This is a genomic window from Roseimaritima multifibrata (genome assembly GCF_007741495.1).
GTDB classification, from domain to species: domain Bacteria; phylum Planctomycetota; class Planctomycetia; order Pirellulales; family Pirellulaceae; genus Roseimaritima; species Roseimaritima multifibrata.
The window spans coordinates 6,767,728-6,782,683 of sequence record NZ_CP036262.1 but is presented as its reverse complement, the minus strand read 5'-3'; the positions used below and the strand labels follow the sequence as shown (position 1 = coordinate 6,782,683).

Genomic DNA, 14,956 nt, shown 5'->3' with positions numbered 1-14,956 from the left:
CTCTTTGTTGCGGAAGAAATCTCTGCTAGCTCGTTACGTAATCTCTGCCTCTTTGTTTGATTTAGTGGAGCTTGCTTGGGGGAGAGGGGCTGGGGGAGAGGGGGAGATTTTCAGGCGGCGATTTTGCAGCGAAGACGCGGTGAAAGCCTCGGATTTCAGCCGATTATGCCACGCCTTGCCCAACGCTGTCGGCCCCTCTCCCCCAGCCCCTCTCCCCAAAAACAAGCCTTTAAATTGACCTTAATTGAATTAGCTGGCGAATCGTTGATCCGGTATCAAACCTGTTTTAGGCGAGCTTGTTTTGAGGGCGAGGGGAGCCAGACTTTCTTCATTTATTCTTTTTACGCCCCCCGCGAAAGAACGTCCTTTTGGAGCTACTTTCGTGGGCGCTAAAGGCTAAAAAATCGTCGCCTATAAGTTTCACATTCCGAGCGAAATGCGGCACCGTGCTGCCCTTTTAAAAGCGTTGTGGCCTGACCTCTAGCTTTCAGGCTGGGCGGTGATCTGTTTCTGGAATTGGTCGTCTTGGGCGGTCGCGGTTTGCCCTGTGAGGTGGGCGACGATTTTGTCGACGTGCTGGTGGCAGTTTTCCAAGAACGTTTTGTATCGGCTGTTTTGAGTTCCCGCGACGGCGGTCCCGGCGACGTAGATTCCTGGGACGTTCGTTTCCATTGTCGCTAAGTCGAATTCGGGGTGCTGGGTGCTCTCTTGCAAGTTCACGCCGGCCGATTGAAAGAGCGATTTGTTTTGCTCGTATCCGATCAAGGTTAGGACGTCGTCTGCTTTTACCGAAAACGTTTCGTTCGATTGGGCCGACCGCAGTTCCGTTTCTTGCGGGGTGATGCGAACGACTTCGCTGCCGAAGTGGGCGGTGATTCTGCCCGCACTGCAGAGTCCTTTCAGTTCCGGCAAAAGCCAGTATTTGATTCCCTCTTCGGGTAATGCGGGTCCGCGGTAGCTAAGGCTGACCTGGGCGCCTGCGTGGTGGAGTCGGAGGGCGGCTTCGGCTGCGCTGTTCCGTCCGCCCACGATCAAGACGCGGCGTCCGAAGTAGCGGTGAGGTTCACGCAGGTAACCGTCGACGTGCGGTAGGTCTTCGCCGGGAACGTTCAGGCGTCGCGGTCGGTCGGTTCCGCCGATGGCAAGGACAATTTTGTCGTAATGGTCGCTGCGGAGCGACTGTTGCGGCATCGTGTCGACGTCGAAGCCTTGCTCGCTGCGGCGGATTTTGGTGACCGGTTCGTAGGTGCGGACACGAAGGTTGAACTGAATCGCAATGCCTCGCAGGTAGTTCAGGTAGTCCTCACGCGTCGCCTTCGATTGGTCTTTCGTTAGTAGCGGAACCCCGGCGATCGAGATTCGTTCGTTGCTGCTGAACCAGCGGGTTTCCGGGGCCCACCAGTTCATGGTTTGCCCGATCGGCCCCGCGTCGACGATTTCAAATGGAATGCGATTTCGTTGCAGGTCGACAGCCAGTTCTAGGCCGATCGGGCCCGCGCCAACGATCAGGACTCGAGGGGCTTTTTCGGACGAGGGTAGGGGAGCGTGATTCATGATTCCTGTTTGTGTTTCAGGATGGCTTCGATCAGGCCTGCCATGGTGAATGTGGTTGCTTCGGCCGCGACAGGGGATGCGTTCAGTGAGTCGATTTCAGAGAGCGTTTGAGTGGTGATCGGGCTGATGCTGGCAAGCTTGGTTTGGAATAGCGCGTCGCCGTATAGGTTGTGCAGCGAGCGAGCGATCGCGCTGCTGGTTACCGTGACCCAGTCGAAGGATCCTTGCTGAAGTTGGTCGGCGATGTGCGGGTCGGCGACGGCGGTGTCTTCATTGCGGTAGGTAACGATTTGGTCAACGTTCCCGCCTGCGTTTTGGAGCGTTTCCGCCAAAACGTTTCGTCCGCGGCTGGCTCGGATCAGCCAGAATCGGCGGTCCTGGGCATCGGGCGACAATGTGGATGCCAAGCCTTCGGCCGTAAAGTCATCGGGGACAATGTCCGCCCGGAGCCCGTGCTCTTGGAGGGCTTCGGCGGTCCGGGTTCCGACCGCGGCGATCCGAACGCCCGCGAAGTGTCTCGCATCGAGCCCGTTTTCGGTCCAGCGTTTGGCGAGGAAGCGGACGCCATTGCGGCTGGCGAAAACCAGCGTGTCGCCAGCAGTGATCTGATTCAGGCAGCGATCGACTTCGTCCCATGATTCGGGAGCTGATATCGTGATCGCCGGTTGCGAGGTGACCTCGGCTCCAAGTTCGCGGAGTCCGGCGGCCAGTTCTTCGGATTGGTTTTCCGGTCTTGTGACGAGGATCCGCGTGCCAAACAGTGGGCGGTGCTCGAACCAGCTCATCGTTTCTGCCAGTTTGGTTACCGCTCCTAGGATCACAATTGCGGGAGGTCGGAATTTCGAGGCGGGCGTGAGGTGGTCGGTAACTTCGTCTAGGCGGCAGTGGATGCTTTGTTGGTCGGGCAGGCTGACACGTCGCAGGATCGCGGCCGGCGTGTCGGCTGGCTTGCCCGCGTCCAGGAGGGCCCGGGTCCAGGTCTCGGCCGTCGTAACCCCCATGTAGATCACTAAGGTGCCGGGAAATTTTGCCAAAGCATCCCAGTCGAGTGCCGATTCCGGTTTGTCAGGTTCTTCGTGGCCGGTGACCAGAGCGACCGCGGAGGCCCATTTGCGGTGGGTGACGGGAATTCCGGCGTAGCTGCCTGCGGCGAGGGCGGCGGTGATCCCGGGAACGATTTCGAAAGGGATTTCAGCAGCTTTAAGAGCGTCTACCTCTTCGGCGGTGCGGGCGAAGACGGCGGGGTCGCCTCCTTTTAGGCGGGCAACGGTCTTTCCGTGGGAGACGTGCTGCAGCATTTCGGCAATGATTTCTTCCTGTTTCCAGATCCGGCTCTGGCCGTGCTTGCCAACGCAGATATGCTGCGCATTGGGGGCGTGGGAAAGCATCGCAACGTTGCTTAGCCCGTCATAAAGCACGACGTCCGAAGCGGCCAAACAGGCGGCTCCGCGGAGCGTCAGCAGGCCGGGGTCACCGGGGCCGGAACCGATCAAGTAAACCTGGGCACATTTCAACTGAATCGGTCCGCGGAAGGAGTGTAGGAAAGGTTAGAATAGGAAGTGAGGGCTTCGTTAGAGTGTAATTTCAGGAATTGCGAGGAAAACGGGGGCAAGTCTCAAAATTAAATGGACGAAGGGTGTTTGGGGCCGTTGGTGCTTGCCCAGGTTTTCGGTTATCCGGTCCCCCCTTGGGAGGCAACCCCGACAAAGCATTCGCTGGCCCTAGACAAAAAAGGGAGCCCCCGACATAATTTGAGGTTCCGTTTGACAGCCCATGGCTGGACATCCCGAACCAATTCAGCTTTACCCTACATCTGACCACACTCAGCTAACAGTATGCCTAATTCACTCAGTGCGAAAAAGCGGCTTCGCCAGAACGAGAAACTACGTCAAGCCAACCGAGCCATCCGTACCGGTCTGCGTTCGCAGATTCGCAAGGTTCGCGAAGCTGTCGCTGGTGGACAACTGGAAACCGCCGATGCAGAAGGCCGCGTTGCGAGCCGAAAAATCGACAAAGCATGTGCTCGTGGAGTTCTTCACAAGAACACCGCAGCTCGTACCAAAAGCCGTATTCAGCACCTGATCAAAAAAGCCAAAGCCGAAGCCGCTGCGTAATCGTTTGCGTCCATTAGCGGCTCGCACGGTTTACGGAACATTCAAAAGGCTCATCCGATGAAGTGCCAACACTGCGAAAAGCCTGCGACGTTTCATATCACCGAGCTGATCGAGCCAGATGGGCCTAAAGTGCTCCATTTGTGTGAGGAGCACGCGCGCGGATTTCTTTCGCAGGAAGCTCCGACGCCAATGGCATCGGTCGCCAGTGCGCTGGCGAAACAGCTGAAGCTTGGGCAGACCAAAGAAGAGCTTGCCGAGCTGGATCGAAAAGCTTGCCCGGTTTGTGGGATCACGTTCTACGAATTCCGCAATGCTGGACGCTTAGGGTGTCCCTACGATTACACCCACTTTCAGAAGGATCTGGAGCCCTTGCTAAGCAACATCCATGACTCATTAGAGCACCAAGGTAAACGCCCCAAGCGGGCCGCTCCTTCTGCCGATCGTCAGGCTCAAGCGATTCAGTTGCGGCGCGAAATGGATGAAGCTGTCGAACGTGAGGACTACGAACGGGCTTCGGAAGTTCGCGATCTGCTACGAGATCTGGAAACTGGGGATGCCGACCCTTCCGATTCTTCGTCTACCGAGGAAGGTTAAGGCGTGCTTCAAAACGAGAAACTGGACGAACTGGCAGCCCGCTGCGGCGAATGGCTGAAAGGGACCGGTCCCGAATCCGATATCGTCATCAGTAGCCGAATTCGGTTGGCGCGAAATCTTGGCGATTTTCCGTTCATTCGACGCTGCACCCCGGAAGACCGGCAAGCGATCGAACGGACGGTCTCCAGCCGAATGGAAAAGCTAGAAGGCTGGGAAGACGTTCGCTACGTCAACGTTGCCGAAGTAAGTGAACTCGATCGCCAGTTCCTGGTTGAACGCCAACTGATCAGCCGAGAATTGGCCGATGCCGAAGGTGCTCGCGCGGTCGCTATCGATCCCAGCGAACAGTTCAGCGTGATGATCAACGAAGAAGATCATCTGCGTTTGCAAGTCATGCATAGCGGGCTGGACCTGACCAAGGCATGGGACCAGATCAATCATCTGGATGACCTTCTTGAAGGGGTCATCAATTACGCGGTCCACCCCAAGTATGGGTACTTGACGGCCTGTCCGACAAACGTCGGTACCGGGTTGCGAGTCAGCGTCATGATGCACCTGCCGGCGCTGGTGATCACCCATCAAATCGATAAAGTCTTCCGCAGCTTGCAGAAGATCAGTGTCACCGTTCGGGGTTTGTACGGAGAAGGGTCTCAGTTCACTGGCGATTTCTACCAGGTAAGCAACCAGATCACGCTCGGTAAGAGTGAGCAGGAACTGGTCGAACAAGTTGGCGAAGTGGTGCCCGTCTTGATCGATTATGAACGACGAGCTCGTCAGTTTTTGATCGACCAAAGCGAGCAGGATTTACATGACGATGTCAGTCGAGCCCTTGGGATCCTCTGCACCGCCAAAAAAATCAGCAGCGACGAAACGATGCACTATCTGTCGAAAGTCCGGATGGGCGTCAATTTGGGGCTGATCGATTCGGTCCCTGTCAAGAAAATCAACGAGCTGTTCATCCACACGCAGCCCGGCCATCTTCAGAAACTGCACGGCCGTCTGTTGAGTTCTTCCGATCGCAACGTCCAGCGAGCCAGCTACCTGCACGACCACCTAACGCAGTAGCTGCAGCCATTGTCGCCTTTCGCTGGTTGTCGCCTTTCGCTCCGCGAAAGTGTCGCAGGAATCACGCATTCCAAGCAGGTTGCATCCAAAATCCCAACCCGCCGCGTCAGCGCGGGATCGCCGCCCAAGCACGATCCCGTCATACCAATCCTAAAGCTCTGGTGGCTGCAGGGTTGTGTCGACCCATTCGATCTCTGGCTTCGGTTGACGCTGGACCAGCGCTTGGAAGAGATCGCTTGCTGCGTCGCTGCGGAGAAGCGTTTGGTCGGCTATTTCATCGATCGTTTTCTCACCCGCTTGCCGTTCGTGAACGTACAGTAAATGGAATCCCAGCGGTGATTCGACGGGGCCGATGATCGATCCCGGTTCGGCGGACCAGACTGCTTCGGAAACCGCCGGTGGGACGTCTCCGTAAGCTTCGATCCAGCCGATTTCGCCTCCGCGGTCACGCGATGGAGACTGCGAATGTTCTTTTGCGGCCGTTGCAAATGGTTCGGCGGAGGGCTGTAGGGCACGCAAGTCTTTGGCAAGTCGCTCTAGTTTTTCTGCCGGAGTGTTGGGCGATGTCGTGGATGGATCGGGGGTCAGGAATATCTGCGAAAGTCTGAGTTTGGTCCCGTCGTACCGCGAGTGGTGACGTGCAAAGTAACGCCGTAGGTTGGTGTCGTTGAGGCGGCTTCGTAGGAACGATGCCCAGGCTGCCTGCCATGCTAACTTGCGGTGAAGTGAAGGGCCGTCGCATCCTAATTGAGCCGCTTGGTCGTCCAGGGATAGGCCTCGTTTCGCGGCGGTGCGTTCGGCTTCTTCGGTCCGTTGCTGAATCACCTGGGCGAGCGCTGCGCCCCCTAATTCTTTCAAGCTGCGAAGGGCCAGTTCTCTTTGAATCAGAACTTGCACCGAGGCGATGCGGACGGCGGCTGAAGGATCCTTTTGATTCTGCTCTTTCAGTAGGAGCGTGAGGTCGCCATGAGTGATCGGGGCATCATCGACCTTGCACAAGATCGTCGCCGGATCGCTTGCCGCTGGAACGATAGGGGGTGCCGTGTTGGCTGATCCGGCGCAGGCCAGCCATGCGAACACGGTTCCCGCGACGATGCAGGCGGGCAATCGTTTGGGGCGACTGCAAGGAAATGCGATTCGTGCCATACGAATTTTGGGTTGGTTAGGGCAGTAGGATTTCTGGAATGACAAAGGGAACTTTGCTGGGGACGATGCCGGTCGGTGTTTCGTAGTGAAAGGTAAAATCGTCCACGTTTTCGCCAAGGTCGAATAAGTAGCCGATTCCGATTTCGTTGCCTGTTTGTCGGAACAGCTGGTAACCCAAATGCTCCCGCCGCGTTCCATCGCTTGCGGTTACGAACGCTGGATTATCAAACACCCATTGTTGATGGCTTTCAAGGGAACGATTGGCTTCGCTTAATTTCATCAGCATGCGAACTTCGTGCAAAGTTCCGTTGGGGCGGATCGCATCGATTTCAACCGTGACCGATCCTGCCGTGCTGTCCGCTTTCCCTTTTGCTAAAGGGAATTCAAATGCGTGCTGAGGCCCTGGTAGCAACGCTTCGATCATCCCGTTGAGGGCACTGATTTTGCGAGGTCGCCCTGTAGGTAATTGGAGAGGTAAACCGATCTCTGAAAAGGCAAGCTCGGAATTGGTGGCGATTAAAATTTCGCCCTCGGTTGATAATGGGGTCAGCTTCGTTCCGTCGTCGAGGGTCGCTTGAATTTGGTTTAGTGGCAAAGACAAACCGATCGGGGTAAGCCGTGGTTCCCAGGCGACCTGGATCGAAATCTGCAGCCCACTTAGTTGAGGGTTGTTTAGGACTCGGCGAGCGGTGACCATAGTCGGTTCCAGTCGGTAGACGCCGGTGTAAGCTCCTGAATCGATTCGTCGCGGACGATTCTCTTGGCGGGGAACCAACGCTAGTTTGCTTTCGCCTCCGCCGTAAAAGTCGATGTCCAGATTGGCAGCATCAAGGACGGTATCAAGGGCCTGCCAAAAAGATAAAGGCCCGGAGGTTCCCAGTTCGATCGGTGTGCTGGGTGGCAGCCCATGTTCAAAACCGACCCCGCTGGCGGCACTGATTTTTTCTAAGGCTTCCTCCAGCGTTTTGGCACCGTTCAAGCGGACAACGACATTTTTCGTTTCAATGCGGGCTTGCAGTTTTTCCAAAGCGGCACGGACGCGCCGGAGTCTTAGGCGAGCTTCGGCGGAAAGGCTGCCCGGATCGTCAGGAAAAAAGGGGAGGGCAGAGGGCCCCTTTTTAATCAGCTCCCGTTCTGCCGTTTGCCGTCCGACCAATCGTGACCCATCCAATTGGTCGATCAGTTCCAGAATGTCCGCCTTGAAATCGATATCCACTTCAGGTGAGGGCGTCTCGGTCGCCGGCGTTTCGGTCGTAGGGGGAGCGTCGTCTGTGGGAGGCTGGCTTCGTAGCGGGGGAGCTATGATGTTCAGTGATATCGCCGCCAGCAGGAGCGTTGGAAGCAGGCACTTCCAGCGAAGAGGGGGCGTGTGGACAACGTGCGTTAGAGGACGCCACATAGGTACCGCTCGCAAAGGATAAGAGAAATCGTCATAGATGGGCGCGATGTCCCGACTTCTTCCGCTGGACGGATTAGAAAACGCCCATCCTCTTCGATTCTAACCTAATCTTCAGAAGGACCCGGTCGCTAATCACCCAATTCGAGGACGAATCCGATTTCCATGCTAAAGAGATCGCCGTTTCTCCCTTTCTTTGCACTGCTGGCGCTGTGGATCGCCCTGTCAGTCACGGTGGCTGCTGAGCGGCCGGCGATGGTCGAGTTCCAGTGGGCAGGGCAGACGATGCAAGGTTTGCAGCTGATCAATGTCCCTGAGCGGACCGTTGTGTTGGGCCAAGATGGTTGGTTGCACGATACGGTGGACAAAACAAAGCCCGAAAACCTCCGGCGAATCGATGCCGGCTTTACTCCGGCGTCCGTTGCCGAGGTCCGTGGTCAGCTGCTATCGGAGTTCGGTCGCGATTACGAAGTCGTGGCAACCACTCACTACTTGGTTGTCCAGCCTCGGGGACGTGGCCAGCGTTGGCCGAAACATTTTGAAGAACTCTACCGGCAGTTCATTCGGCATATGGAGCTGCGGGGAATTCAGATTCGCAGCGGGCGTTTCCCATTGGTCGCCGTGGTCTTGCCCGATCGCCAAGCGATGCAAGATCAGTTCCAGAAACTGGGGATCCAGATTTCAAATGTCGCCGGGGTTTACCACTTGGCTTCGAACCGAGTGATGATGCACGAGAATGGGTATGCCGAATACATCGCGGAAACTATTCGTCATGAAACGGCTCATCAAGCGGCATACAACACCGGAGTTCACAGTCGTGTTTCGGTGACCCCTCAGTGGTTGGTTGAGGGGATCGGAAGTCTCTTCGAACCCGCAAAGATGGGAGCCAGTCGTGAAAACCGTTCGACGCGTGATCGAGTCCATGCGAACTACGCGCGTCAGTTCCAGAAGCGGTACCAAGATTCGGAAAGCCTGCTGCAAGCGATCCGCCAGCTGGTCTCCGATGACACGGCTTTTAAGGATCCCGATCAGATCGCCGATGCCTATTGCCTCAGCTGGGCAATGGTTTTTTACTTGTCCGAGGCAAGGCCTGAATCCTTCCGCGCGGCGGTTCAGCAGACCAGTACGGGGCCACCCTTTCGCGTCTATCCGCGGAGCCATCGTATCAGGGATTTTCAAGCCTGGGTGGGTGGCGATATCGAACGTTTTACGATCGATTTGCAACGCTATGTTAGGGCGTTGTAGTTTGGGGCATAGGCTGTCGTCATCCAGTGTTGTTCTTGTTGCGGCTGCCGTCGCCAGGCGGTGGACGCACTTTGCTATCTGCGGGCAGATTTTCCTAGCGGATCGGCGCAAGCCGACCGGCAAGTACGTGAGAATTCCAAGGCGAATGCCGGACGGCTCGCGCCGTTCCGCTAAGAAGGCAGCCCAGACGGCTCGCGGCGTTCTGCTAGGAAGACAGCCCGGAGGGCGACAAATACTTGCCGGCGGCGTCAGCCGCCGGAGAAGAACAAGCGGATAGTAAAGCCCAGCGGGCGACAGAATTTTTCCATCTCCAATTCTGCCGCCCGCTGGGCTAGGCGATGCTCGAGCAGTGACCCGGCGGCTGACGCCGCCGGCAAATATCTGCCGCCCGCTGGGCTAAAAACCAAATCAACACAAACCGCTTTGCAGCAGGTTAAAATTCAGCGAATCGGGCCGGACGGCTCGCGCCGTTCCTCTAAGAAGGCAGCCCGGACGGCTCGCGCCGTTCCGCTAAGAAAACAGCCCGGACGGCTCGCGGCGTTCTGCTAGGGAGGCAGCCCGGAGGGCGACAAATACTTGTCGGCGGCGTCAGTCGCCGGAGAAGAACGCTTCCTAAAAGCCAGCCCGTTCGCCATTGTCCTTGGTCACCATCCCTTTTAAGGTCTCTTCGTCTATCTCTGACGCGACGAATCGAACCGACCCATCGGCGAGCAATGTGTTTGAACCTCCAGGATGGTTGTGCTGTGAGCTTGCGGTCACCGCAAGGTAAGTCGCAAGATCGATATCCTCGGGGCTCATCCAGGGGACGGCCTGGCTCGTATCCACTTCGGTTAACAGGATGGTGTTGGAGATTCCATCCGTAACCGATTGCATCTGGGAGCCATTTTCACCAGACATAATGCCCTGAGGATCGACGATCGCCACATACGACGAAGAGAGTGGATCCCCTGGAGAGGATGGGCAGTGGTAGGCCGGGATGGCGGTCTGTGCAACCGTTCGGTTGGCTGGATCATCCCACGGTTTTGAGAAATCAATCTGTGCATGAAGGGCTTGTTGTTCCATGAACGGGAGGATCAGGCTTCGCCAGCTGTGCAAGCGATTACCATCCTCGTCGACGGTGTAGGCTGGGGGAAACGTCCTGTAAACATCATGGTAGTTGTGGAAAGCCAGCCCAATCTGTTTCATGTTATTGCTGCATTGCATTCGGCGGGCTGCTTCGCGAGACGCTGAAACCGCGGGCAATAGCAGAGCAACGAGGACTCCGCCGCAGATCAGCAAGACAGGAATCGCGACACCCGCAGCGATCAGGCAGCCGATGATGAGCCCATTCTTATTTGAAGAAGCCGCTTGAGGCTGCATCTGAGGTTGGACCCCTTCTTGAGGGTATGGTGGCATGTTGCTCATGGAAGGACTCGATTGGATAAGTGGATGGTTTGTATCACTGCCCCTCTGATAGTGTATCTCACCGGTGGATGCAGTACGATAAGATCATGACGGGGCAAGAGCGATTATCGAGCGAATCGTCGCGGCTGGGGATGTATGTCGATCGGCATCTGCTTCGGCGCTATCCTCTGATTACGTTCTCGTTGGCTGCGGCGGCAGGGATTCAGGGAAGTCTGTGGTCCTGGTGGTTTGCGATCACTGGGATCTTGCTGGCGGGGCTGTTCTTTTGGGGATCGCGGCGTTGGTCGCAGCGACGGTTGGGCTGGTTGGCCGTGCTGTGTTGTGTCGCAGTGGTCTTTTCAGTTCATGCTAGAGAACGTCAGCAACAGACCCGTCTGGCAAGTTTGAACCGCTACGTGACGGTCGATTGGCAGCCCGCGATCTTGCAGGTTGCTGTAACGGGCAGCGTCGAACGAAAACCCAATCGACTGGCGCAAATGCGAGGCCGCGAAGAGGAGTGGCAGACGGTATTTGATGTCCGGGTGGAACGGATTCGGATCGGTCAAGATTGGCATCCGGTCTTCGGAGGGGCTCGCGTGAGTGTGGACGCCGATGCCTCTAGCTGTTTGCCTGGTGACGTCTTGGTTTTGTTGGGCGGCATTCAGTCCATCCCACCGCCTCGTAACCCGGGGGAACCCGACATGCGGCCGATCTATGCTGCACGTGGGCAGCAGGCAAGGATCCGGGTAGACGGCTTGACTCAGATTGAAAAAATTGGACAGCACTTCAGTCTGCAGCGCCCCTTTGCTCGCTTCGGCATCCGCGGTGATAAGACGCTTGATCAGCGGCTTAGTCCAGGATCGGCGCCGCTTGCCGCCGCGTTGGTGTTGGGCCGTCGTGAAGCGGTCGAACGACAGCAGCGTGAGCAATTGTTGGCCACGGGGACGGCACATCTGTTGTCGGTCAGTGGCTTGCACCTGGGGATGGTTGCGTTGGCGGTTTCATGGCTATTGGCTTTGACCACGCTCTCTCATGGAAAACAATACTTGATTATTCTAGTAGCCTGCGTTGCCTACGCAGCGGTGACAGGCGGCCGTCCGCCTGTGATGCGAGCCGCTTTGTTGGTCGGAACCATGCTGCTGGGTTTGTGGTCGGGGCGGACGATCCATCCGCTCAATGCATTGGCGCTTGCCGCTGCCATTCTGCTTGTCTGGAACCCCGCAAACCTCACGCGGGTTGGTGTCCAGTTGTCGTTCCTGGCGGTCGGAACGCTGATCGTTGCCGCCCGCCAAGTGTCAGGGCTGGCGGCCGCGGGCCAGTCGGAGGATCCACTGGAAAGATTGATCGACGCCCGCGTCGGATGGGGGCAACGTTTCTTTCGGGTATCGCGCAGGCGGGGTTGGCTTGCCTTTCAGTTTAGTTTCTGGGTGTGGGCAGTGACCGCGCCACTGGTCTGGTTTTACTTTCATATCGTTTCGCCGATTTCGGTTTTGGCAAACGTGTTGTTGGGAGTCCCCCTTTTAGTTGCTTTGCTGTCGGGATTGTCAACGGTCTTGCTGGGGGCGCTGTTTCAGCCCGCGGCGAGCGTGCCCGCGGCGGTCTGCGATAGCAGTTTGCTGTTGATTCGCCGTTTGATCGGTGGATTGGCGGAGGTGCCAGGGGGGCATTTCTGGATGCCGTCGCCACCTGGGTGGTGGGTCGTTTCATTTTATGGGTTGCTTGGACTGGCAGTGTTGGCGTCGCAGTTATGGCGACTTGCTTGGTTCAAACATCGAGCGGCATGGTTGATCGGGTGGCTGTTTCTTTGGGGAGCGATCGCTTGGCCGTTGGCGACGGTCTATCGCAGTCGTGTCTTGCATGCGATTCCTCCCGGCGGGATGGAGGTGACGTTTGTCGATGTCGGGCATGGCACAAGCGTTTTGATCCGCAGCGAAGGGGGGCCGGTCTGGTTGTACGATTGCGGACGACTGGGAGCGCCTGCTCAGAGCAGTCGTCCGATTGAAGCGGTGTTGTGGGAATGTGGAATCGTACATCTCGATACGATCGTGCTGTCTCATGCCGATTCCGATCATTACAACGCGTTGCCAGGCTTGTTGGCTCGGTTTTCCGTCGGCAGAGTCATCACGCCTCCAGGCATGTTGGAGGATGAGGAACGTGGGCTAGAGCCGATTCGAGAAGCGATCCAGCGTCACCAGATTCCGTCTGAAGAGCGGTCCTCAGGAACGGTCCTGACATTCGGAAAAGAAACTTCCGCAATTTCCGTTCTGCATCCGCCGCAAGAGCGTCTGCCGGGGAACGACAACGTGAACAGTTTGGTCCTACAGGTTGTGCATCGCGGGACAACCCTCTTCTTACCCGGCGACATTGAATTGCCAGGAACCGATTTGTTGCTGCAATATCCGCGACCGCCCGGTGGAGGTTTGCTGATGGCGCCGCATCATGGTTCGCTGCAGGAGGATATGCGTCCCCTGCTAGATTGGAGCCGTCCGCGGACGGTGGTCGTTAGCGGCGGCGAGCGAGCAGGACGCCCCGAGGTGCTGGCTGCGATGGGCCAGCACGGATCCGAGGTGTTTGTCACGGCACTGGAGGGAGCGGTGGTGTTCCACCTGGATGCGGACGGGACCGTTCGCAAGGTCCCGTAACGCATCTTATAAAGTTGTCAGAGTTTTTAAACGCCGACGTTCTTGGCTGAACACGCAATGCAAGTGACAGCCAGCTTGCCCCCTTATTTTGCATCCAGCGTCAAGTCGACTTTGTTCTCGCCTTCGGTGACAGTTGCTTTCAGCGGAGTCCGCGTCGCACTATTGAAGATCGCAGGAAGTAAGTTTTTGGGGGCCGCCGGTGCACGTTCCGCTCCGGGGTCGGAATAGTCACTTGGCATTTCTTCCATCACATCTTCACCCGACGAGTCCGAAACTTCCGCAGCGGGAATGTCTTCAGTCGGTTCGAATTTGAAGACTCGCACCTTGTACTCACCTGGAAGGGCTCCGTCATTGGCTTCGAAGGTGGTCAGCTGGTAGTTGCCGGATGCGTCGGTTTTACCAACGGAACTTTTGTTTGATTCAAGGGAGACGAAGGAGATCGTTGCATCGGCGACGGGGTTTCCATCCTGAGTGACGGAGCCTGACACGTGGTAGGTTGGCGGATTGCCGGAGCCACCACAGCCAACTTGGGTAAGAACCGCCAAGCCGACGGCGGAGGCCGCAAGCCAAGGTGCAAATGACCGACGTTGAAGGAGAAGCGAATGTAGCAAGCGCATATTGGGTCTCTGGTGTATTCGAGCAGTGAGGACACAGCCACTGGCCGCCCGCCAGTGGTGGGCAAAGCCAGACGCGGTTAACGAGGTGGCCGCGTCTGGCAGTGAGAAAAGTGATCAGGATATGGCAAGCGTGGTTACTGAGCCGCTTCGCCGCCCGCCTTGGAACCCATGGCTCCCCACACTCCGTAAACACTTGGTCCTTGGTCGGGTTGTCCGACACCCAAGTTACCCGAATCGATCGTTTCGGTCACAAAGCGAACCGAACCGTCACCCATCACACCGTTGACGCCACCTGGATGGCGACTGGATGGAGGAAGGATGATTTCGTCTTGGTCACCCCATGATCCGTTCTCGGCACAGGCTGGTCCGTTCGGTGGAAGGACGGTGTTGATCCCGATGTAGGCCGGTTGGCCATCTTGCCAGTATCGGCCCCAGCGGCAGTTAACCGTGGTGCCGTCGGCGTAGTAGTTCCCCGAAACGACGGTGTAGCAAAGGTTTGGTGCATCGGTGACACCGGGTACCGGTGTTGCTAGGCCTCGCTTGTATTCAACTTGACGTAGTCCAACGGCAACAGGGTTCTGGCCGCTTGGCATGCCTTCGTTGCACAATCGTTCGCTCATCATCAGCGTATTGGAAAGTCCATCGATTACGTCGCGGAAACGGACGCCCTGGTTACCGGCTTGGAACATTCCACGGGCGGAAGTGTCATCACGGATGTTCTTCATTTGGTCACCCATGACAAAACCAATCGAGTTCCTTCGGCCGCCACTCTGGATTCCAGAATCGGATGGGCAGCGGACAAATTCAGGCGATGTATTCCACGGTGCCCAGCCCGACCAGGCGCGAGGGCCTTCGGAAGGGGAACCGTTGCGAACTTGGTCCCACATGTTGCCCGCTTCAATGAAGGGTAGCAACGAAATGAAACCACTTCGACGACCGGCGTTTTCTGCGGTTCCGCCTTTGCGGTAAACCAGCGACCCGTGAGTGTCGTGGTAGTTATGCAGAGCCAAGCCCATCTGCTTGAAGTTGTTCGAACATTGCATTCGTCGCGCTGCTTCACGTGCTGCTTGGACCGCTGGAAGAAGCAATCCGACAAGCACGCCGATGATCGCAATGACGACCAGTAATTCAACAAGCGTAAAACCCTGTCTGTGCTCAGATCTATTGTGCATGGTAAGAAACCCGCTATCAGAAAAGAAA

General features: G+C 57.0%; 12 protein-coding genes. 5 read left to right on the top strand and 7 right to left on the bottom strand.

The genetic code is table 11. From position 1 onward, the window contains the following. Positions 1-480 precede the first annotated feature (480 nt). Positions 481-1,554, bottom strand: coding sequence for an NAD(P)-binding domain-containing protein (locus FF011L_RS24525; protein WP_145354570.1), 1,074 nt, complete (start codon positions 1,552-1,554; stop codon positions 481-483). After that, the gene (cobA, locus tag FF011L_RS24520; protein ID WP_246109607.1) at positions 1,551-3,068 is read right to left on the bottom strand and encodes a uroporphyrinogen-III C-methyltransferase; all 1,518 of its coding nucleotides are present in this window, start codon (positions 3,066-3,068) and stop codon (positions 1,551-1,553) included. Before cobA ends, FF011L_RS24525 begins: the two co-directional genes overlap by 4 nt. Positions 3,069-3,389: 321 nt before the next feature. On the opposite strand from cobA, the gene rpsT reads away from it, so the two are divergent. From rpsT to FF011L_RS24505, 3 genes are read left to right on the top strand one after another with little or no spacing between them, the layout of a single operon-like run. Next, positions 3,390-3,668, top strand: coding sequence for a 30S ribosomal protein S20 (gene rpsT / locus FF011L_RS24515; RefSeq protein ID WP_145354568.1), 279 nt, complete (start codon positions 3,390-3,392; stop codon positions 3,666-3,668). A gap of 57 nt (positions 3,669-3,725) precedes the next feature. Beyond that, positions 3,726-4,262, top strand: coding sequence for a UvrB/UvrC motif-containing protein (locus FF011L_RS24510; protein ID WP_145354567.1), 537 nt, complete (start codon positions 3,726-3,728; stop codon positions 4,260-4,262). A 3-nt stretch (positions 4,263-4,265) separates the two neighbouring features. Beyond that, positions 4,266-5,327, top strand: a complete 1,062-nt coding sequence (locus FF011L_RS24505; RefSeq protein WP_145354566.1) for a protein arginine kinase — start codon at positions 4,266-4,268, stop codon at positions 5,325-5,327. Between the two features lie 150 nt (positions 5,328-5,477). Here FF011L_RS24505 and FF011L_RS24500 read toward each other — a convergent pair whose 3' ends face one another. Beyond that, on the bottom strand, positions 5,478-6,473 hold the full coding sequence (locus tag FF011L_RS24500; RefSeq protein WP_145354565.1) for a peptidylprolyl isomerase: 996 nt from the start codon (positions 6,471-6,473) through the stop codon (positions 5,478-5,480). 16 nt (positions 6,474-6,489) lie between these two features. Further along, positions 6,490-7,872: a hypothetical protein gene (locus FF011L_RS24495; RefSeq protein WP_246109606.1), complete on the bottom strand. Its 1,383-nt coding sequence runs from the start codon at positions 7,870-7,872 to the stop codon at positions 6,490-6,492. Positions 7,873-8,034: 162 nt separating this feature from the next. On the opposite strand from FF011L_RS24495, the gene FF011L_RS24490 reads away from it, so the two are divergent. Next, positions 8,035-9,114 (top strand): DUF1570 domain-containing protein, encoded by a 1,080-nt coding sequence (locus FF011L_RS24490; RefSeq protein ID WP_145354564.1) that lies wholly within the window; start codon positions 8,035-8,037, stop codon positions 9,112-9,114. Positions 9,115-9,726: 612 nt separating this feature from the next. On the opposite strand, the gene FF011L_RS24485 is transcribed toward FF011L_RS24490, so the two are convergent. Next, the gene (locus FF011L_RS24485; protein WP_145354563.1) at positions 9,727-10,518 is read right to left on the bottom strand and encodes a DUF1559 domain-containing protein; all 792 of its coding nucleotides are present in this window, start codon (positions 10,516-10,518) and stop codon (positions 9,727-9,729) included. A gap of 68 nt (positions 10,519-10,586) precedes the next feature. Here FF011L_RS24485 and FF011L_RS24480 point away from each other — a divergent pair, with 68 nt between their 5' ends. Continuing rightward, positions 10,587-13,139, top strand: a complete 2,553-nt coding sequence (locus FF011L_RS24480) for a ComEC/Rec2 family competence protein (protein WP_145354562.1) — start codon at positions 10,587-10,589, stop codon at positions 13,137-13,139. Between the two features lie 83 nt (positions 13,140-13,222). On the opposite strand, the gene FF011L_RS24475 is transcribed toward FF011L_RS24480, so the two are convergent. Together FF011L_RS24475 and FF011L_RS24470 are read right to left on the bottom strand one after the other, a co-directional pair. Continuing rightward, positions 13,223-13,756, bottom strand: a complete 534-nt coding sequence (locus tag FF011L_RS24475) for a carboxypeptidase-like regulatory domain-containing protein (protein WP_145354561.1) — start codon at positions 13,754-13,756, stop codon at positions 13,223-13,225. 134 nt (positions 13,757-13,890) lie between these two features. After that, the gene (locus FF011L_RS24470; RefSeq protein ID WP_145354560.1) at positions 13,891-14,928 is read right to left on the bottom strand and encodes a DUF1559 domain-containing protein; all 1,038 of its coding nucleotides are present in this window, start codon (positions 14,926-14,928) and stop codon (positions 13,891-13,893) included. Positions 14,929-14,956: the final 28 nt, after the last annotated feature.

Excerpts from the sequence above, each read along its gene's own strand:
- FF011L_RS24525 (WP_145354570.1), bottom strand. The coding sequence starts at position 1,554 with ATGAATCACGCTCCCCTACCCTCGTCCGAAAAAGCCCCTCGAGTCCTG.
- rpsT (WP_145354568.1), top strand. The coding sequence starts at position 3,390 with ATGCCTAATTCACTCAGTGCGAAAAAGCGGCTTCGCCAGAACGAGAAA.
- FF011L_RS24510 (WP_145354567.1), top strand. The coding sequence starts at position 3,726 with ATGAAGTGCCAACACTGCGAAAAGCCTGCGACGTTTCATATCACCGAG.
- FF011L_RS24500 (WP_145354565.1), bottom strand. The coding sequence starts at position 6,473 with ATGGCACGAATCGCATTTCCTTGCAGTCGCCCCAAACGATTGCCCGCC.
- FF011L_RS24495 (WP_246109606.1), bottom strand. The coding sequence starts at position 7,872 with ATGTGGCGTCCTCTAACGCACGTTGTCCACACGCCCCCTCTTCGCTGG.
- FF011L_RS24490 (WP_145354564.1), top strand. The coding sequence starts at position 8,035 with ATGCTAAAGAGATCGCCGTTTCTCCCTTTCTTTGCACTGCTGGCGCTG.
- FF011L_RS24485 (WP_145354563.1), bottom strand. The coding sequence starts at position 10,518 with ATGAGCAACATGCCACCATACCCTCAAGAAGGGGTCCAACCTCAGATG.
- FF011L_RS24480 (WP_145354562.1), top strand. The coding sequence starts at position 10,587 with ATGCAGTACGATAAGATCATGACGGGGCAAGAGCGATTATCGAGCGAA.
- FF011L_RS24475 (WP_145354561.1), bottom strand. The coding sequence starts at position 13,756 with ATGCGCTTGCTACATTCGCTTCTCCTTCAACGTCGGTCATTTGCACCT.
- FF011L_RS24470 (WP_145354560.1), bottom strand. The coding sequence starts at position 14,928 with ATGCACAATAGATCTGAGCACAGACAGGGTTTTACGCTTGTTGAATTA.